Below are 18,043 nucleotides of genomic sequence, written 5' to 3' on the forward strand. Positions count from 1 at the left end.
TGTCTGGTTACCGAGTTCCAGACTTCCGGCCCGTCGGACGCTTTTCGTCGCTCGCGGGACCGAGCCGGGCCCTACTGCGCCGGGTGTGCCGGGGCCGTCGTTACTCCCTGGGGAGTAGTGCGGCGGAGGGCTTCCGGGGTGCTACGACGGTGTCCGGGCCGTTGCCAGGAGGCGGGTCACGTCGTCCGAGCAGATCGTCAGGGCCGCGCCCACGGTGGCGAGGGCGTCCCGTTCGGCGGGGGTGTAGGGGCCGTCGGCGAGGGCGATGCGGGCGCCCTGGAGGAGGATGGCCTCACGGCCGGCCGGGGCGAGGTGCGGGGCCAGCGGGTCCAGGGCCTCGTGGAGCTCTATGGCCAGGCTCGCTCCACAGGGCTCGCCGAAGAAGCGGCCCGTGTCGGCGGCGAGGGCGTCGACGAGGGCGCCGAGCTGGTCCTCGGTGCAGTCGTCGAAGCCGGCCGAGCGAACGGTCGCGGCGGCGGTCTCCAGGGACGCGCGGGCGCAGCCGCCGCCCGCCGTGAGGACCGCGAGGGCGACGGTGTGGACGGCGTCGCGGAGCATCGCGGAGAAGCGGGTGGTGGTGGGGTGGTCGAGGACGTCGGCGCCGTAGTGGCTGCCGCAGGCCGCGCACTCGACGACGGGCCCCGTCTCGCCGCGCGGGAGGACGGGGACACCCAGAAGGGTGAAGCGGCGCCGGCCCGTGAGCCGCTGATAGTTGCGGTCGCCCCCGCAGCCGGGGCAGAAGAACTCCCCGTCGCCCACGGTGCTCCACGCCGTACGGGTGCCCAGGATGCGGGGAACCTGAACTGCACGACCGTTTCGTCCCCATCCTGGCAGCACGTCGCACACCTCCGTAATGCCACGGCAACATCGCCGTGCTGGCGTGATGTTAGCCACATTGTTGAGGTGTAGTCAGTACCTGGGACGAGACCTGCTCGTGACCTGCACATGGATTGGCCGGTATACGACCGGGCCCCGCCCGCCTCGAAAGGCGGACGGGGCCGGAAAGAGCCAGGTGATACGAGGTCAGCGGGCGGCGCGGTTGACGGCGGAGACGACGGCCTTCAGCGAGGCGCGTGTCGTGTTCGCGTCGATGCCGATTCCCCACAGGACCTTGTCGCCGATCGCGCACTCGATGTAGGAGGCGGCCTGCGCGGAGGCTCCCTCGCTCATCGTGTGCTCCTGGTAGTCCAGCAGGCGGACGTCGATGCCGATGGACTGCAGGGCGTCGAAGAAGGCGGAGATCGGGCCGTTGCCGGTGCCGCTCAGGACGGTGTCGGCGCCGTCGACCGTCGCCTCGACGGTCAGGGTGTCCACGCCGTCCTTGTCCGTGGTGGACTGGCCGGTCCTGACCTGGATACGGCCCCACGCGTTGCCGGGGTTGGGCAGGTACTCGTCCTGGAAGGTCGCCCAGATGTCCTTCGGCGTGACCTCGCCGCCCTCGGCGTCGGTCTTCGCCTGGATGATCTTCGAGAACTCGATCTGCATCCGGCGCGGCAGGTCCAGCTTGTGGTCGTTCTTCAGGACGTACGCGATACCGCCCTTGCCCGACTGCGAGTTGACCCGGATGACGGCCTCGTAGGAACGGCCGACGTCCTTGGGGTCGATGGGCAGGTACGGGACGGCCCACTCGATGTCGTCGACGGTGACGCCCTTGGCGGCCGCCTCGGCCTCCATGGCGTCGAAGCCCTTCTTGATGGCGTCCTGGTGGGAGCCGGAGAAGGACGTGTAGACCAGGTCGCCCACGTACGGGTGGCGCGCGTGGACCTCCATCTGGTTGCAGTACTCCCACGTACGGCGGATCTCGTCGATGTCGGAGAAGTCGATCTGCGGGTCGACGCCCTGCGAGAACAGGTTCATGCCCAGGGTGACCAGGTCGACGTTGCCGGTGCGCTCGCCCTGGCCGAACAGGCAGCCCTCGACGCGGTCGGCGCCGGCCATCAGGGCCAGTTCGGCGGCGGCGACGGCGGTGCCGCGGTCGTTGTGCGGGTGGATCGACAGGCACACGTACTGTCGGCGGGACAGGTGACGGCCCATCCACTCGAAGCGGTCCGCGTGCGTGGAGGGGGTCGAACGCTCCACCGTGGCGGGCAGGTTGAGGATGATCTCGCGGCCCGGGCCGGGCTGCCAGACGTCCATGACCGCCTCGCAGACCTCCAGGGCGAAGTCCAGCTCGGTGTCGGTGAAGATCTCCGGGCTGTACTGGTACCCGAACTCGGTCTCGGGGCCCAGCAGCTTCTCCGCGTACTCGACGACCAGACGCGTGCCGTCGACGGCGATCTGCTTGATGTCGTCCTTGGAGCCGCGGAAGACGACGCGGCGGAAAACCGGGGCGGTCGCGTTGTACAGGTGCACGTTGGCGCGCTTGGCGCCCTTCAGCGACTCGACGGTCCGCTCGATCAGGTCCTCGCGGGCCTGGGTCAGTACGGAGATCGTCACGTCGTCCGGGATCGCGGTCCCGTCCTCGATGATCGAGCGGACGAAGTCGAAGTCCGTCTGGCCCGACGCCGGGAAGCCGACCTCGATCTCCTTGTAGCCCATCTTGACCAGCAGGTCGAACATCTCACGCTTGCGCGCGGGCGACATGGGGTCGATCAGGGCCTGGTTGCCGTCGCGCAGATCCGTGGAGAGCCAGCGGGGGGCGACGGTGATCCGGTTGTTCGGCCAGTCGCGGTCGGGGATGTCGACCTGGTCGTACTGGCCGTACTTGTGGACCGGCATCGACGTGGGCCGCTGACGGTTGGTGCGGGCGTGCTGGCTGATCTGGCTGTCCGCCATGATGCGTAGGCTCCTCAGGATGTCCGAAAGGACGGCCGACGGCGCAACGCCAGACTCCGCGGGGAGGGGGTCGGCCTCGACTACAGGCCCTCGCCGCGGCAGCTAAGGAGAAGCAGCCCGAAACGCATGATGCTCCGCAGCGTAGCGGAGCCGCGCTCCGTACGGAGGGCTGTATCAGTATGCGGGATCGCGCGCCTCAAAAGAGACAAAAAGTGCGCCATACCACTTCCAGCCGGAATCCCCGGCTCCTTATCCCCGCATTTCACCAATCATGGTTGCACGTAGTGACATGCGGATCACTCAGTGCAAGGGTGCCGGGCATGACGACCAACGGGGGCTTCGAGCCCGTCCACTGCACCATCGTTCCGCCCCATGTCCTCGACCAGCTCGCCCGGCACGAGGACCCCGCGCTCTCCGGTCCCGCGCGCCAGACCCTGGAGCGCGACGCCTACGAGCGCACCCACCGCCGGCTGACCACCGTCATCGGCGCGCCCGCCGTCGCCCCGCCCGCGGGCGCCCCCGACAACGCGCCGCACCGCACGATCTACGACGCCCGCCACCGCCAGGACCTCCCGGGCAAGAAGGTCCGCGGCGAGGGCGACAAGCCGGGCAAGGACGCCACGGTCAACCGCGCCTACGCCGGCCTCGGCGCGACCTTCGACCTCTACCTGAACGCCTACGGGCGCACCTCGATCAACGGTGAGGGCCTGCCGCTCGACGCCACCGTGCACTTCGACAGGGACTACAACAACGCCTTCTGGAACGGCGAGCAGATGGTGTTCGGCGACGGCGACGGCGAGATCTTCCTCGACTTCACCCTCCCGGTCGACGTCATCGGCCACGAGTTGACCCACGGCGTCACCCAGTACACGGCGAACCTCGCGTACTTCGATCAGTCGGGTGCCCTGAACGAGTCCATGTCGGACGTCTTCGGCACGCTGATCAAGCAGTACACACTCGGACAGACCGCGGGCGAGGCCGACTGGCTGATCGGCGCCGGGCTGCTCGCCCCGCGGGTCACCGGCACCGCCCTGCGCTCCATGAAGGCGCCGGGCACCGCGTACGACGACGACGTGCTCGGCAGGGACCCGCAGCCCGGGACGATGGACGGCTACGTCCACACCGGCCGGGACAACGGCGGCGTCCACATCAACTCCGGCATCCCCAACCACGCCTTCTACCTCGTCGCCCAGGCCCTCGGCGGCCACGCCTGGGAGCGGGCCGGACAGATCTGGTACGACGTGCTGACCGGCGGGGAGCTGCCGGAGAGGGCCCTCTTCTCGGACTTCGCGCGGCTCACGCTCGGCGCGGCGCGGAGCCGGTACAACGAGGGGGAGGAACTCCAGGCCGTGACCAAGGCCTGGGAACAGGTCGGAGTGCCGTCCTCGTAACCGGGGACCGCGAACGGACCTGTGATTCCGGGCCCCGGCTCCGGCCTCGGCTCCGGACCGCGACTTTGAACCCATGGCCCGGAGCCTGGCCCCGGGCGCCCGACTCGTACTGGACAGGACCTCATGCGTATCGAAGTGCGGCGCACGGGCGGGTTCGCGGGCATCGAGCGCCGTGCCGAGGTGGACACCACGGCACGGCCCGACGCCCCCGAGTGGCACGCCCTGGCCGAGCGGGCACTCGACGCCGGCCGGGACACGCCCCCGGCCGGCGTCCCGGACGGCTTCCACTACGAGATCACCGTGGACGGCAGGACCGTCCACGCCGCCGACCCGGGGCTCACGGAGGACCAGCGCGAGCTGATCTCCCGGGTCCTGAAGGAGGGGGCCTGAAGGAGGGGCTTGAAGGAGGGGCCTGAACACAGCCGATCGCGGGTTCACGCCGACCCGTTGACTTCCGTTACCGCGGGTACAGATGATCGCCCATGGCGACGAACCCCCTCCCGCAGTTCCCGGACGGCTTCCTCTGGGGCGTGTCCACCTCGGCCCATCAGATCGAGGGCGCCGTGGACGAACGCGCCCCCTCGGTGTGGGACACCTTCACCGCCGGGACCGGACACATCAAGGACGGCTCCACGGCGGCGGTGGCCTGCGACCACGTCCACCGCTACCCCGAGGACGTGGCGCTCCTCGCCGGCCTCGGCGTGGACGCGTACCGCTTCTCCATCTCCTGGCCCCGGGTGAACTCCCCCGGCGGCCTCGACTTCTACGACCGCCTGACCGACGCGCTGTGCGCGGCCGGCGTACAGCCCGTGCCGACCCTCTTCCACTGGGATCTGCCGGCGGAGCTGGACTGGATGGACCGGGACACCGCCGAGCGGTTCGCCGAGTACACCTCGGTCGTCGCCGGGCGCCTCGGCGACCGCGTCAAGAAGTGGATCACTCTCAACGAGCCCGCCGAGCACACCCTGCTGGGGCACGCCCTCGGCGCGCACGCCCCCGGCAAACAGCTCATGTTCGACGCCCTGCCGGTGGCCCACCACCAGCTCCTCGCCCACGGTCTGGCCGTACGGGCGCTGCGCGCGGCCGGGGCGGGCGACATCGGGATAGCCAACTCGCACGGCCCGACCTGGGCGGCTTCGGACCGTACCGAGGACGTGGAGGCGGCCGACTTCTACGACCTCCTGCTCAACCGGCTCTTCGCCGACCCCGTCCTGCTGGGCCGCTACCCCGACGGCATCGGCGAGTTGATGCCCGGTGACGTCGAGTCGGACCTGAAGATCATCGGCGAGCCGGTCGACTGGTACGGGATCAACTACTACCAGCCGACGAAGGTGGGCACCCCCGAGGGAGCCGAGATCGAGTTCGGCGGACTCACCCTGCCCGCCGGACTTCCCTTCACCGTCAAGGAACTGGAGGGGTACCCGGTCACCGACTTCGGCTGGCCGGTGGTGCCCGAGGCGCTCACCGAACTGCTGGTCGGCTTCCGCGAGCGCTACGGCGACCGGCTCCCGCCCGTCGTCATCACCGAGAACGGCTGCAGTTACGACGGCATCGACGACCAGGAGCGGATCGCCTTCCTGGACGGCCATGTCCGGGCGCTGCACCGGGCGTCGGAACAGGGCGTCGACGTACGCGGCTACTTCGTCTGGTCGCTGATGGACAACTTCGAGTGGGCGGAGGGGTACGAGCGCCGCTTCGGGCTCGTGCACGTCGACTACGACACCCTGGAGCGGACCCCGAAGGCCTCGTACCACTGGCTGCGGGACGCCCTGCGGGCGCGGAGATGACCGCGGCCGACCGGGTCGCTCCGCCGTCCGCGCTCGCCGAGCCCGTCGAGCGGGTCGGCCGGGGCTGGACGTCCGCCCTCTCGCTCGCCAACGGGGCGATCTGGGTGGGCTGGTACGGCCCGCTGCAGATCCTCCTCGCCTCCCAGGCGGAGGACTTCGCTCCCGGCACCGGCATGTCCAAGGAGACGATGCTGGCCTGGGTGACGGGTGCGGGCGCGGTCGTCTCGCTGGTCGCCAACCCGCTCTTCGGCGCGCTGTCCGACCGCACGACCGGGCGGTGGGGCCGACGGACGCCGTGGATCGTGGCCGGAGCGGCCGGGGGCGCGCTGTCCCTGCTGCTCCTCGCGGGCGCGGGCGGGGTGTGGACGATGGCGGCGGGCTGGTGTCTGGTCCAGCTCACCCTGAACGCCGCGTTCGCCGCCGTGACCGCGGCCGTGCCCGACCGGGTGCCGCGGCTCCAGCGCGGCGTCGTGGGCGGCTGGCTGGGGGCGGCGCAGATCCTCGGCGTGGTCGGCGGCACGGGGCTCGCGACGGTCTTCGGGGGCATCGGCGGCGGGTACGCGGCGTGCGCGGTGTTCACGCTGGTGGGCGTCCTGCCGTACGTACTGCGCCACGAGGACCTGCGGCTGCCGGTGTCGGCCCGGCCGCCCTGGTCGGGGCGGGCGTTCCTCGCCTCCTTCCGGCTGAGTCCGCGCGAACACCCCGACCTGGCGTGGGCCTGGCTGACCCGCTTCCTGATCAATCTCAGCAACGCCCTCGTGCTGCTGTACCTGCTCTACTACCTGCGGGACCGGCTGCTCCTCGACGACCCCGAACAGGGTGTGCTGGTCCTCACGGCGGTGAACGGGGTCACGCTGCTCGCCACCGTCGTGGTGGGCGGGGTCTGGTCGGACCGGCTCGGCCGCCGCAAGCCGTTCGTGATCTGGTCCGGCGTCCTGATGGCGGTGGCCACGGCGGCGCTGGCCTCCTGGCAGACCTGGCCCGGGGCGATCGCCGCCGCGGCCGTCCTCGGCATCGGCTTCGGCGTCTTCACCTCCGTCGACTTCGCCCTGATGACCGATGTACTGCCGAAGGCCCTCGACCGCGGCAAGGACCTCGGCGTGATCAACATCGCCAACGCCCTCCCCCAGGTCGCGGCCCCCGTACTGGCGGCCCCGATCGTGACGTACCTGGGGGGCTACCGGGTCCTGTACCTGGTCGCGGCCGTGATCGGCCTCGCGGGGGCGGTGCTGGTGGTGCGGATCAAGGGGGTGGACTGAGGGACCCGCCCGGATCGCCGGGACGGCCGCCGGGCCCGGTCACAGGGCCCCGGCGTCCCTGGCCGTCCACAGGGACGGGTACACCGGGCGGAAGCCCAGGTCGTGGCGGATGCGGTCGGTGGACACGATGCCGTGCCAGGGGTCGGGGTCGGTGCGCTCGTAGAGGGCGGGCGGTACCTCGACGCCGTTGATCCGGTGGAGGTCGACGGTGGTGACGGGGGCGTCGTCGGCGATGTTGTAGATCCGGTTGCCGCCCACCCCCGGGGCGTACAGCAGGCGGAGCAGCCCCTGGGCGACGTCCGCGTGGTGGACCATCTGGAGCCGCTGTCCGGCGGCCCAGTGCGCGGCCCACGTCATCGACGCGGCGAGATGGGGGTCGCCCTCCCCGTACACGAAGGAAAGACGGCCCACGCGGACGTCCATGTCGTCCTCCAGCGCGAGCAGGCCTCGCTCCGCCTCCGCCTTGGCCGCCGGGTAGGCACCCCACATCCCGCCGCCGGGCACGCTCGGGTCGTCCTCGGTCAGCGGGCGGCCCCGGCCCGTCCCGTACACCAGGTTGGTGCTGACCTGCACGAACCTGCGCACGCCCGAGGTGACGGAGGCGCGGCCCAGTTCCAGCGCGGCGTCGCGGTTGACCGCCCAGGCCTCCTCGTCCGGCACCCCGCGGAAGGAGGCCGCGATGTTCACCACCGCGTCCACCCCCGCGAGGGCCTTGCCCAGCGCCTCGGCGTCGCGCAGGTCGCCGAGGGCGGTCTCCGGCCGGAGGCCGCTCGGGCCGGTGACGTCCGCCAGGGCCGCGGCCCGGGACTCGTCGCGGACCAGGACCCGTATCCGGTCGCCGGGGGGTGCCTGCTGCAGAAGGCGGGGCACGAAGCGGCGTCCGACCTCGCCGGTGGTTCCGGTCACCAGTGTCAGCATGATCTGCTCCTCTCGTCGGCCTCCACCGTCCCCCCCGTACCGGGCGGAGCGGGAGAGACCTCCTGATCCGGGGACCGGCGGTCCCTGGATGGGACCGGCGGTCTGCGTCACGCTGGAGAGGTGAACCGAACCGAGCTCGCCGACTTCCTGCGCCGCGGCCGCGCCCGTCTGGAGCCCTCCGACGTGGGGCTCCCGGCCGGCTCCCGGCGTCGCACACCCGGTCTGCGCCGCGAGGAGGTGGCGGCGCTCGCGGGCATGTCCGTGGACTACTACACCCGGCTCGAACAGTCGCGCGGACCGCACCCCTCCCGCCAGATGCTGGGCGCGCTGGCGCGGGCACTGCGCCTCACCGGCGACGAACGGGACCACCTCTTCCACCTGGCCGGCGAGGAGCCGCCGCGGGCCACCAGCGCGTCGCCGCACGTCCGCCCCGGGCTGTTGCTGATCCTCGACCGGCTGCACGACGCGCCCGCCCACGTCGTGACCGACTACGGCGAACTGCTCGCGCAGAACGCGATGTCGGCGGCGCTGACGGGTGGGACGGAACCCGGGCAGAACCTCGTGCGGCGGTTCTTCACCGACCCCCGGGGCCACACGCTCTTCCCGCCCGAGGACCGTCCCGAGCACGCCCGCTCCCATGTCGCCAACCTCCGCGCGGTCACGGCGGCCCGCCCCGACGACCCCGCGCCCGCCGCCCTGGTGGCCGAACTCCGCTCCACGAGCGAGGAGTTCGCGACCCTCTGGGAGTCCCACGAGGTGGCCGTGCGGCGGTCCGCGACGAAGCGCTTCCTGCACCCCGTGGTCGGTCTGCTGGAACTGGACTGCGAGCTGCTGCTCAGCTCCGGCGACCACCAGTTCCTCGTCGTGCACACGGCACGGCCGGGAACCGAGTCCCACGAGCGTCTCCGGCTGCTGCGCGTGGTCGGCCTGCAGAACATGGCCCCGGCCACCGGTCACCGGTGAACTCCCGGGCCCGGGAGCCAACTTCGGCCACTTTTCACAACCGTTGAAGGAAAGGGTCCCCTTCCCTTGCAATCGTGAGGCACCCGCGACTCAATGGAACCGCACGTTCCGACGGACCGTCGGTAACGCCTCCGCACGGCGTCCCGCACCCCACGAGCGGACGGTCCGCGTACACGTCTCCCCGCACCCTCACCGGGCACAGAGGTGAGGAGCCCGTGTGCCCGGACCAGGGCGGACGGCTCCGTCCCGACCATCCCCACATGGCAATTCCCCCACAAGGGAAGGGATTTCGATGAGAGGCAAGCGACTCGCAACGGTCTCGGCGTTAGCCGCCGGCACCCTGGCCGCGACCGGTCTGGCCTTCGCGCCGGCCGCCGCGGCCGTCACTCCCCAGTCGGCCACCATCAACGCGACCTGCACCATCGGTGGCGGCGGTGCGGCCACCCTCACGGCCACCCAGGACGGCACGGCCGCGACCATCACCCTCAGCTCCACCGCCGTCACGGCCCCGATCCCCATCGCCGCGAACTCGGTCACCTCGACCCTCTCCCTGGTGAACGCGAACGGCGGGACCACCGCGTTCAGCGGCAAGAAGAACCCGGCGATGGCCATCGGCAGCGGAGTGTCGGTGGGCCCCCTCGACGGCACCGTCGCCTCCGGTGACAGCCTGGAGTTCTACGGCGGCTCGCTGAAGATGACCATCTACGGCATCACGATCACCTGTACGGCGGACGCACCGCAGTCCCCGGGCCCGTTCGTCTTCGACTGACCCACCGAGCCCCGACGTGAAGAGGGCCGGTGCCGCCCGCGCGCAGCGGCACCGGCCCGGTTCGACCCGGCCCGGCCCGGCCCGGTTCGACCCGGCCCGGTTCGACCCGGCCCAACCAGGTTCGACTCTCCGCGAGAGTCTCGCCGTTCTCCAACTCCACGCCCAGTTAACCGAGTTGCCGACCATGACAGAAACTGATGGGCCATCAGTCACTGCACCGGGACTCCATTGACTTCTCACACGGCCGGCACATCAATGTCCCCCTGGCGGCGCAGAAGAGCCGCTGCGCCCGCATCCCTCAGGAGGGGGCAACAGCCATGTCAACCACGGGTCCGACAACCCGAAGACGCCGCCTCGCGGCACTGCTCGGGGCGACCGTACTCGCGCTCACCGCGGGAGGTGCGCTGGCCGCCCCGGCCGGCGCCGCTGCCGTGAACGTGGACTTCCCCACGCACTGTATTCCGCCGGCGATCGCGGGCCTCCCCCCGATCGACGGCACCACCACCGCGAAGATCACGGTGGACAACGCGAGCCCCACGGTCGGCGACACGGTCACCGTGACCTACACGGTGGTCACGCCCGCCGCGAGCAACCCCACCGACCTCGCCCTGCCGGCCGACATCATGACGCCGACCGGCAAGGTCACCGTCGGCGGGGCGCAGACGGGCAGCGTCACGGTCGCGGGGCCGAAGAAGAACGACCCGGTGCCGGGGCGGGGCGCCTTCCCGTCGTTCTCCATGACCGGCACGTTCACGGTCACGGCGCCCGGCGCGATCACCCTCTCGCCCGGTGACTACAACATCCACACCAGCTACATCCTGGAACTGGACACCCCGTGCACGGTCACCAACCCGCCCGCCCCGGTGTCGGAGACGGTCACCGCGACCGGCGGCGGACAGACCAACACCCGGGCCATCCAGCTCGGTTCGGCCTCCGGGAACCCCGGTGACAGCGTGACCGTCACCGGAAGCGACTTCACCCCGGGTGCCGCCGTCACCCTCGCCGGACGGTCCGGGACCACCCAGACCGCCGACACGGCGACCGTGACCGCGAACGCCCAGGGCTCCTTCAGCGGCTCGCTCGTCGTCAACGACAAGACGACGACCGGCGTGGTCGCGTACGAGGGAGGAAGCTGGGACCCGGACACCGGAGCGGGTCCCGCCGCGTATGTCGTCGTCGACAACACACCCGTCCCTGACGGCAGTCAGAAACTCACCACCACGGTGAGGGCGGGAACCCTGTCGATGACCCAGGCCGGGGACGCCGTCGCGCTGTCGGCGGTCGACTACGGCAAGGGAGGCGCCTCCACGGGCGCCCTGCGAACGGTGACGGTCAAGGACTTCCGCGGCGGCCCCGCGGGCTGGTCCCTGACCGGCAAGGTCACCGACTTCACCGGCCCCGGCGCGAAGATCGGCGCCGGTGCCCTGAGCTGGACCCCGGCCTGCGCCACCAAGGCCGGCAGCCCGAGCACCTGCCAGGCCGGCTCGTCCGGCACGGTCGGCACCTCGGGAGCGACCCTGGCGTCCACCCCCAACGGAACCCTCACCGGTGGTGAGTTCACCGTCGACGCCGGACTGTCGCTGAACGTACCGGAGTTCACGCCTCCCGGCTCCTACTCCGGTGTGCTCACGCTGACGCTCAGCTGACCGGTCCGCCACTCGACCGGTCGTCCGCACCCCGGTGGCCGGGCGCGCACCCGCCCGTCCACGCAGGGGCTGTCACGACGACAGCCGCCAGTCCGCCGATGCCGTCCGCGGGGGTCCGCACCCATGCGCAAGCCGTACGCCCTCCTCCTGAGCGTGTTCCTGGTCCTGCCCGCCCTCGTGGCCCTCGTCGCCACGCCCTCGTACGCGGCCGACAACGGGAGCTGGTCGGTCTACCCCGTCTCCTCGCGCGTCGCCGCGCGGCCGTACTTCTACCTCTCCGCCGACCCCGGCCAGACCCTCCGGGACAAGGTCACCGTCGCCAACAAGACCGGTGATCCGCTGACGTTCCGGCTGTACGCCGCCGACGCCTACAACACCGCCCGCGACGGCGGTTTCGCCGTGCGCACCCTGGCGGAGAAGCAGCGCGGGGTGGGGGCGTGGGCCCGGCCCGCGCGCTCCCGGGTCACCGTGCCCGCGCACGGCAAGGTCACCGTGCCGTTCACCCTGCGGGTTCCGGAGCGGGCCGAACCGGGCGATCATCCGGGCGCGCTGGTGGCGCTCGACGAGCGGATCGAGAAGGGCTCCGGCTCCCTCTCGGTCGGAGTGCGCCGCGCCGTCGCGGCCCGGGTCTATCTCCGGGTCGGCGGCCCGACGGTCCCCGCCCTCGCGGTGGAGAAGGTCCGCCTCACCCACCACCAGCCGATCGTCCCCGGCACCGGCTCCGGCACGGCCACCGTCTCGTACACCCTCCACAACACGGGCAACGTCACGCTGAACCCGAAGGTGCGGCTGAGGGCCGAGGGGCTCTTCGGGCGGACCCTGCTGTCCCGCGAGCTCGACGGCATCCCCTCGGAACTGCTCCCCGGCCAGCGGGTCCGGCTCACCGCGCCCTGGCACGGGGCACCCCGACTCGACTGGGGCGAGGTGACGTTGACGGCCAGCGCGTCCGGGACCAGGGAGTCGGCGCGGGTGTCGTTCCTCGCGCTGCCGTGGCTCGTGGCCGTGCTGGCGGCGGCCGGGGCCGCCGCGGCCGTGGTGACGCTCAGAGTGCGTCGGGCCCGCGTTCGCCCGTCCGTACCCGGACGACCGTCTCCACGGGTACGGACCACACCTTTCCGTCCCCGATCTTCCCGGTCCGCGCGGCCTTGACCACCGCGTCGATGACCGCGTCGGCCTCCGCGTCCTCGACGACGACCTCGATCCGGACCTTCGGGACCAGGTCGACCTGGTACTCGGCGCCGCGGTACACCTCGGTGTGCCCGCGCTGACGCCCGTACCCGCTGGCCTCGGTGACGGTCATCCCGTGCACACCGAGCTCCTGGAGGCGGGACTTGACCTCGTCGAGTCGGTGCGGCTTGACGATCGCGGTGATGAGCTTCATGCCTGGGGCCTGGCCTTCTGCGCGGCGGGAAGGGACGACACCGGGGCGCCGTGGCCCAGGACCCCGTGATCGTAGGCGCTCCCGGCGTGCGCCGTAAGGTCCGGGCCGGTCCCCTCGTACTCCTCCTCCGCCCACGGCTCCGGAACGCCTCGCGCCCGAGAACCGGAACGATCGCTTCACGCGTGCGGGGGCGACCGCTTCACGACTGTCGAACACCTTGGTACGGCGGGCACCCGACGATCAGGGACAATGGGCGCCATGAGCGTTCGCAACCAGTCATCCGAGCCGTCCGAGGAGAGGGGCACCTCGCGCCCCCTCGATGCGGTGGGCGACCACCGTGCCGGCTTCGCCTGTTTCGTGGGCCGCCCCAACGCGGGCAAGTCCACCCTCACGAACGCTCTGGTCGGCCAGAAGGTGGCGATCACCGCGAACCAGCCGCAGACCACGCGTCACACCGTGCGCGGCATCGTGCACCGGCCCGACGCGCAGCTGATCCTCGTCGACACCCCCGGCCTGCACAAACCGCGCACCCTGCTGGGCGAGCGGCTCAACGACATCGTCCGCACGACCTGGGCGGAGGTCGACGTGATCGGCTTCTGCCTGCCCGCGAACGAGAAGCTCGGCCCGGGTGACCGTTTCATCGCGAAGGAACTGGCGTCGATCAAGAAGACGCCGAAGATCGCGATCGTCACCAAGACCGACCTCGTCGACAGCAAGACGCTCGCCGAGCAGCTCATCGCGATCGACCAGCTCGGCCGGGAGCTCGGCTTCGAGTGGGCCGAGATCGTCCCGGTGTCGGCGGTCGGCGACTCGCAGGTGGGTCTGCTGGCGGACCTGATCGTCCCGCTGCTGCCGGAGGGGCCCGCCCTCTACCCCGAGGGCGACCTGACGGACGAGCCGGAGCAGGTCATGATCGCGGAGCTGATCCGCGAGGCCGCCCTGGAGGGCGTCCGCGACGAGCTTCCGCACTCCATCGCCGTCGTGGTCGAGGAGATGCTGCCGCGCGAGGACCGCCCGGCCGACAAGCCGCTCCTGGACATCCACGCCTTCGTCTACATCGAGCGCCCCAGCCAGAAGGGCATCATCATCGGCCCCAAGGGCAAGCGCCTGAAGGACGTCGGCATCAAGTCCCGCAAGCAGATCGAGGCCCTGCTGGGCACGCCGGTCTTCCTCGACCTCCATGTGAAGGTCGCCAAGGACTGGCAGCGCGACCCCCGGCAGCTCCGCAAGCTCGGCTTCTGAGAGGGCTGCGCCCCGGGGGGAGCGAATCGGCTCCGCCCCCGGGGTGGTCCGGTTCTCAGCCCGCGGTCACCGTCGTGTGCACGGCACCGTCGAGCCCGGCCAGCAGCACCGGTGTCGCGGGCCCGCCGAGATCCCGTACGGCCGCGCGGTCCGCGTCGTCGACGGCCTCGGCCTCGGACACCACGGCCGCCGACTCCAGGGACTTCGCCCCGGACGCCACGGCCATCGCCACGGCCGTCCGCAGAGCGCTCAGCCGCAAGGACTCCAGCTCCACGGTCCCGGCGACGTAGGTACGTCCCGTCTCGTCGCGTACGGCCGCGCCCTCGGGCACACCGTTGCGGGCCCGCGCGGAACGGGCCAGGGTGACGATCTTGCGGTCCTCGGGGTCGAGCGCGCTGCTGTCGGTCATGACCAGAGCATACGAAGTGCCGGCACCCTCTCCCGCCGAAGGGTCGGCCGGCCACCGGATACATCGACCCGCGGCGGCCCTCCGGGGAGGCGACCCCCTCGCGGCGCAGCCCCGGTGTGCGGCGGGTCAGGGACGGTCGAGGCGCAGGCGCTCGGCCCGCGGCAGACCGGCCACGACGAGATCGTAGGAATCCTCGACGAGCTCCCGGACCAGGCGGTCCGGGAGCCCGCCGTCGACGGTCACCGTGTTCCAGTGCCGCTTGTTCATGTGATAGCCGGGGACGATCAGTCCCGGGTGCTGCTCGCGCAGCCGGATCGCGTCGTCCGGGTCGCACTTCAGGTTGACCGTGAGCGGGCGCCCGTCCAGGTTCGTCAGCGCGAAGAGCTTGCCCAGCACCTTGAAGACCGAGGTCTCGGGGTTGAAGGGGAAGTCCTCGACGGTGGCGTCGAAGGACAGACAGAACGCGCGCAGCTGCTGCGGGGTCACTCCGGCTTTTCCTCCTCGGGGGGCCCCGCCGGGCCGACCGGTTCGACGAGCACCGTGACGATCTTGTTCCGGCGGCCTGCGGCGGCCTCGGCGGTGAGCCGCAGCTCGCGTCCGTCGGGCAGTTTCACCACCGAGGAGGCGCCGGCGATGGGGACGCGTCCCAGGGCCTTGGCGAGCAGCCCGCCGACGGTCTCCACGTCCTCGTCGTCGTAGGCCTCGAAGCCGTACAGCTCGCCGAGGTCGCCGATGTCGAGGCGGGCGGTCACCCGGAAGCTGTCGTCGCCGAGGTCCTGGACGGGCGGCAGCTCGCGGTCGTACTCGTCGGTGATCTCGCCGACGATCTCCTCGAGGATGTCCTCGATGGTGACGATGCCGGCCGTGCCGCCGTACTCGTCGATGACGACGGCGACGTGGTTGCGCTCCTGCTGCATCTCGCGCAGCAGGTCGCCGGCGTTCTTGGTGTCGGGCACGAACGTGGCCGGCCGCATGGCCGTGGAGACCAGCTCGGACTCGGCGTCGCGGCTGATGTGGGTCTTGCGGGCCAGGTCCTTGAGATAGACGATCCCGACGATGTCGTCCTCGTTCTCGCCGGTGACGGGTATGCGCGAGAAGCCCGAGCGCAGGGCCAGGGTGAGGGCCTGCCGGATGGTCTTGTAGCGCTCGATGACGACGAGGTCCGTGCGGGGCACCATGACCTCGCGCACGAGGGTGTCGCCGAGCTCGAAGACGGAGTGCACCATGCGGCGCTCCTCGTCCTCGATGAGCGACTCCTTCTCGGCGAGGTCGACCATCGCCCGCAGCTCCGCCTCGGAGGCGAACGGGCCGCGCCTGAACCCCTTGCCGGGGGTGAGCGCGTTGCCGATGAGGATCAGCAGCGGCGGGATCGGGCCCATGATCCGGGCCAGCGGCAGCAGGACGTACGCGGCCGCGGTCGCGGTGTTCAGCGGGTGCTGGCGGCCGATGGTGCGCGGCGAGACACCGACCGCGACGTACGACACGAGGACCATGACGGTGATGGCGACCGCCAGCGCCTGCCAGGTCTTGTCGAACTCCTTGAGGCAGGCGAAGACGACCAGCGCGGCGGCCGCCATCTCGCAGACCACGCGGACCAGCAGCGCCACGTTCAGATAGCGCGTCGGGTCCGCGGTGACCTGGGCGAGTTTGGCGCTGCCGCGCCGGCCGCTGCGGACCGCCTCCTCGGCGCGGAAGCTGGAGACCCGCGCGAGGCCCGCCTCCGCGCAGGCGGCGAGCCAGGCGACGACGACCAGGACGATGGCACCGATGACCAGCTGTGGGCTCATGACACGGTCGGGGCCGGAGACGGACCCGTGATGCCCTTCTCCGCACGCCAGCCGTCCACGATGGCGGCCTGAAGGCCGAACATCTCGGCCTTCTCGTCGGCTTCCTCGTGGTCGTAGCCGAGCAGGTGCAGCACGCCGTGGACGGTGAGCAGCTGGAGCTCCTCGTCCATGGAGTGCTCCGTCGGGGCGTCCTTGCCCTGGCGCTCGGCGACCTCGGGGCAGAGCACGATGTCGCCGAGCAGCCCCTGCGGCGGCTCGTCGTCGTCCTTCGACGGCGGACGCAGCTCGTCCATCGGGAAGGACATGACGTCCGTCGGTCCGGGCAGGTCCATCCACTGGATGTGGAGCTGCTCCATGGCGTCGGTGTCCACGACGATCACCGAGAGCTCGGAGAGCGGGTGGATGCGCATCCGTGCGAGCGCGTAGCGGGCGATGTCGAGGATCGCCTGCTCGTCGACCTCGGTTCCGGACTCGTTGTTGACGTCGATCGACATGGCTGTGCTGGTCTACTTCCCTTTGTGGCCCCGGCTCTTGTGGGAGCCGTTCTCGGTGCCGTTCTCGCTGTCGTACTTCTCGTACGCGTCGACGATACGGCCGACCAGCTTGTGCCGGACGACATCCTGGGACGTGAGCCGCGAGAAGTGGACGTCGTCGAGACCCTCCAGGATGTCCTGGACCTGCCGCAGACCCGACTTCGTACCGCTCGGGAGGTCGACCTGCGTCACGTCACCGGTGATCACGATCTTCGAGTCGAAACCGAGCCGGGTGAGGAACATCTTCATCTGCTCGGCGCTCGTGTTCTGAGCCTCGTCCAGAATGATGAAAGCGTCGTTGAGGGTCCTGCCGCGCATGTACGCCAGCGGCGCGACCTCGATCGTGCCCGCGGCCATCAGGCGCGGGATCGAGTCCGGGTCGAGCATGTCGTGCAGCGCGTCGTAGAGCGGGCGCAGGTACGGGTCGATCTTCTCGTAGAGCGTGCCGGGCAGGAAGCCGAGCCGCTCGCCGGCCTCGACCGCCGGGCGGGTCAGGATGATCCTGTTGACCTGCTTGTGCTGGAGCGCCTGGACGGCCTTCGCCATGGCGAGGTACGTCTTGCCGGTGCCGGCGGGGCCGATGCCGAACACGATGGTGTGCTTGTCGATGGCGTCGACGTAGCGCTTCTGGTTGAGCGTCTTGGGGCGGATGGTGCGGCCTCGCGAGGACAGGATGTTCTGCGTGAGCACCTCGGCCGGAGTCTCCTGGCCGTCGCCCTCCCCGTTCTCGCTCGCCCTCAGCATGGCGATCGAGCGTTCCACTGCGTCCTCCGTCATGGGCTGCCCCGTGCGGAGCACCAGCATCATCTCGTCGAACAGGCGCTGGACGAGCGCGACTTCACCGGCGTCGCCCACCGCACTGATCTCGTTTCCCCGGACGTGGATGTCGGCCGCCGGGAAGGCCTTCTCGATCACGCGCAGCAGCGAGTCTCCGGAACCCAGAACGGTCACCATGGGGTGCTTGGCCGGGACGGTGAAGTGCGCGCGTGCCTGCCCCTGTGCGGGGCCGTGAGCTGTGGGTGTCTGAGTCATGGGCCGGCTCTGTAGGCCTGCGTATCCTCCTCGGTCGGCACGCTTGCCACACGGGCAGCCTTGCGTTTCCCAGCGTACGTCGCGGCGCTCACGGACCCGTAGGGCTTTTCCCGCGGTGACGAGGTCGTGACCTGAGGAGGCCCCTCGGACC

18 protein-coding genes and 1 pseudogene are annotated in these 18,043 nt (G+C 71.0%); 9 read left to right on the forward strand and 10 right to left on the reverse strand.

What is annotated here, in order from left to right:
- Nucleotides 1-141 precede the first annotated feature (141 nt).
- Nucleotides 142-837 carry a TerB family tellurite resistance protein gene (locus ACFYW9_RS20305; protein ID WP_389151969.1) on the reverse strand — a complete coding sequence of 232 codons (696 nt, stop codon included), beginning with the start codon at nucleotides 835-837 and terminating at the stop codon, nucleotides 142-144.
- A gap of 186 nt (nucleotides 838-1,023) precedes the next feature.
- Complete coding sequence (gene leuA, locus ACFYW9_RS20310) at nucleotides 1,024-2,775, reverse strand: 2-isopropylmalate synthase (protein ID WP_389151972.1); 1,752 nt, start codon at nucleotides 2,773-2,775, stop codon at nucleotides 1,024-1,026.
- Nucleotides 2,776-3,095: 320 nt separating this feature from the next.
- Between leuA and ACFYW9_RS20315 the strand changes: the two genes are divergently transcribed.
- The 4 genes from ACFYW9_RS20315 to ACFYW9_RS20330 all read left to right on the forward strand — a co-directional run bounded on the left by ACFYW9_RS20315 (nucleotide 3,096) and on the right by ACFYW9_RS20330 (nucleotide 7,212).
- Nucleotides 3,096-4,166: a M4 family metallopeptidase gene (locus ACFYW9_RS20315; RefSeq protein WP_351867042.1), complete on the forward strand. Its 1,071-nt coding sequence runs from the start codon at nucleotides 3,096-3,098 to the stop codon at nucleotides 4,164-4,166.
- Nucleotides 4,167-4,289: 123 nt separating this feature from the next.
- Nucleotides 4,290-4,556 carry a protealysin inhibitor emfourin gene (locus tag ACFYW9_RS20320; RefSeq protein ID WP_389151976.1) on the forward strand — a complete coding sequence of 89 codons (267 nt, stop codon included), beginning with the start codon at nucleotides 4,290-4,292 and terminating at the stop codon, nucleotides 4,554-4,556.
- Between the two features lie 92 nt (nucleotides 4,557-4,648).
- Nucleotides 4,649-5,953, forward strand: coding sequence for a GH1 family beta-glucosidase (locus tag ACFYW9_RS20325; protein WP_389151979.1), 1,305 nt, complete (start codon nucleotides 4,649-4,651; stop codon nucleotides 5,951-5,953).
- A complete protein-coding gene (locus tag ACFYW9_RS20330) occupies nucleotides 5,950-7,212 on the forward strand; it encodes an MFS transporter (protein WP_389151982.1) in 1,263 nt (420 codons plus the stop codon). The genes ACFYW9_RS20325 and ACFYW9_RS20330 overlap by 4 nt, the downstream gene beginning before the upstream one ends.
- 39 nt (nucleotides 7,213-7,251) lie before the next feature.
- Here the strand turns inward: ACFYW9_RS20330 and ACFYW9_RS20335 are convergent, their stop codons facing one another.
- Nucleotides 7,252-8,130, reverse strand: coding sequence for an NAD-dependent epimerase/dehydratase family protein (locus ACFYW9_RS20335; protein ID WP_389151985.1), 879 nt, complete (start codon nucleotides 8,128-8,130; stop codon nucleotides 7,252-7,254).
- 120 nt (nucleotides 8,131-8,250) lie between these two features.
- On the opposite strand from ACFYW9_RS20335, the gene ACFYW9_RS20340 reads away from it, so the two are divergent.
- The 4 genes from ACFYW9_RS20340 (at nucleotide 8,251) to ACFYW9_RS20355 (ending at nucleotide 12,657) form a co-directional block, all read left to right on the forward strand.
- On the forward strand, nucleotides 8,251-9,093 hold the full coding sequence (locus ACFYW9_RS20340) for a helix-turn-helix transcriptional regulator (RefSeq protein WP_389151988.1): 843 nt from the start codon (nucleotides 8,251-8,253) through the stop codon (nucleotides 9,091-9,093).
- 292 nt (nucleotides 9,094-9,385) lie between these two features.
- On the forward strand, nucleotides 9,386-9,862 hold the full coding sequence (locus tag ACFYW9_RS20345; RefSeq protein WP_389151990.1) for a hypothetical protein: 477 nt from the start codon (nucleotides 9,386-9,388) through the stop codon (nucleotides 9,860-9,862).
- 317 nt (nucleotides 9,863-10,179) lie between these two features.
- Nucleotides 10,180-11,508: a beta-xylosidase gene (locus tag ACFYW9_RS20350; protein ID WP_389151993.1), complete on the forward strand. Its 1,329-nt coding sequence runs from the start codon at nucleotides 10,180-10,182 to the stop codon at nucleotides 11,506-11,508.
- A 123-nt stretch (nucleotides 11,509-11,631) separates the two neighbouring features.
- The gene (locus ACFYW9_RS20355; protein ID WP_389151996.1) at nucleotides 11,632-12,657 is read left to right on the forward strand and encodes a WxL protein peptidoglycan domain-containing protein; all 1,026 of its coding nucleotides are present in this window, start codon (nucleotides 11,632-11,634) and stop codon (nucleotides 12,655-12,657) included.
- Here the strand turns inward: ACFYW9_RS20355 and ACFYW9_RS20360 are convergent.
- Both ACFYW9_RS20360 and ACFYW9_RS20365 read right to left on the reverse strand, forming a co-directional pair.
- Nucleotides 12,551-12,889 carry a P-II family nitrogen regulator gene (locus ACFYW9_RS20360; protein WP_351867016.1) on the reverse strand — a complete coding sequence of 113 codons (339 nt, stop codon included), beginning with the start codon at nucleotides 12,887-12,889 and terminating at the stop codon, nucleotides 12,551-12,553. The genes ACFYW9_RS20355 and ACFYW9_RS20360 overlap by 107 nt on opposite strands.
- Nucleotides 12,886-13,020 (reverse strand): annotated as a pseudogene (locus ACFYW9_RS20365) (ammonia channel protein); the annotation flags it as partial. The gene ACFYW9_RS20360 and the pseudogene ACFYW9_RS20365, both read right to left, overlap by 4 nt.
- 118 nt (nucleotides 13,021-13,138) lie before the next feature.
- Here ACFYW9_RS20365 and era point away from each other — a divergent pair.
- A complete protein-coding gene (era, locus tag ACFYW9_RS20370; protein WP_351867013.1) occupies nucleotides 13,139-14,131 on the forward strand; it encodes a GTPase Era in 993 nt (330 codons plus the stop codon).
- A 55-nt stretch (nucleotides 14,132-14,186) separates the two neighbouring features.
- Here the strand turns inward: era and ACFYW9_RS20375 are convergent, their stop codons facing one another.
- The 5 genes from ACFYW9_RS20375 to ACFYW9_RS20395 form a co-directional block, all read right to left on the reverse strand.
- Nucleotides 14,187-14,540 carry a cytidine deaminase gene (locus ACFYW9_RS20375; protein ID WP_389152001.1) on the reverse strand — a complete coding sequence of 118 codons (354 nt, stop codon included), beginning with the start codon at nucleotides 14,538-14,540 and terminating at the stop codon, nucleotides 14,187-14,189.
- Nucleotides 14,541-14,666: 126 nt separating this feature from the next.
- Complete coding sequence (locus tag ACFYW9_RS20380; RefSeq protein ID WP_389152004.1) at nucleotides 14,667-15,026, reverse strand: MmcQ/YjbR family DNA-binding protein; 360 nt, start codon at nucleotides 15,024-15,026, stop codon at nucleotides 14,667-14,669.
- On the reverse strand, nucleotides 15,023-16,327 hold the full coding sequence (locus tag ACFYW9_RS20385; protein ID WP_389152007.1) for a hemolysin family protein: 1,305 nt from the start codon (nucleotides 16,325-16,327) through the stop codon (nucleotides 15,023-15,025). Before ACFYW9_RS20385 ends, ACFYW9_RS20380 begins: the two co-directional genes overlap by 4 nt.
- Nucleotides 16,324-16,821, reverse strand: a complete 498-nt coding sequence (gene ybeY / locus ACFYW9_RS20390) for an rRNA maturation RNase YbeY (RefSeq protein ID WP_037618724.1) — start codon at nucleotides 16,819-16,821, stop codon at nucleotides 16,324-16,326. Before ybeY ends, ACFYW9_RS20385 begins: the two co-directional genes overlap by 4 nt.
- A 12-nt stretch (nucleotides 16,822-16,833) precedes the next feature.
- Nucleotides 16,834-17,892 carry a PhoH family protein gene (locus ACFYW9_RS20395; protein WP_328668973.1) on the reverse strand — a complete coding sequence of 353 codons (1,059 nt, stop codon included), beginning with the start codon at nucleotides 17,890-17,892 and terminating at the stop codon, nucleotides 16,834-16,836.
- Between the last annotated feature and the right edge of the window lie 151 nt (nucleotides 17,893-18,043).

This window comes from Streptomyces sp. NPDC002698, from assembly GCF_042888945.1.
Classification (GTDB): domain Bacteria; phylum Actinomycetota; class Actinomycetes; order Streptomycetales; family Streptomycetaceae; genus Streptomyces.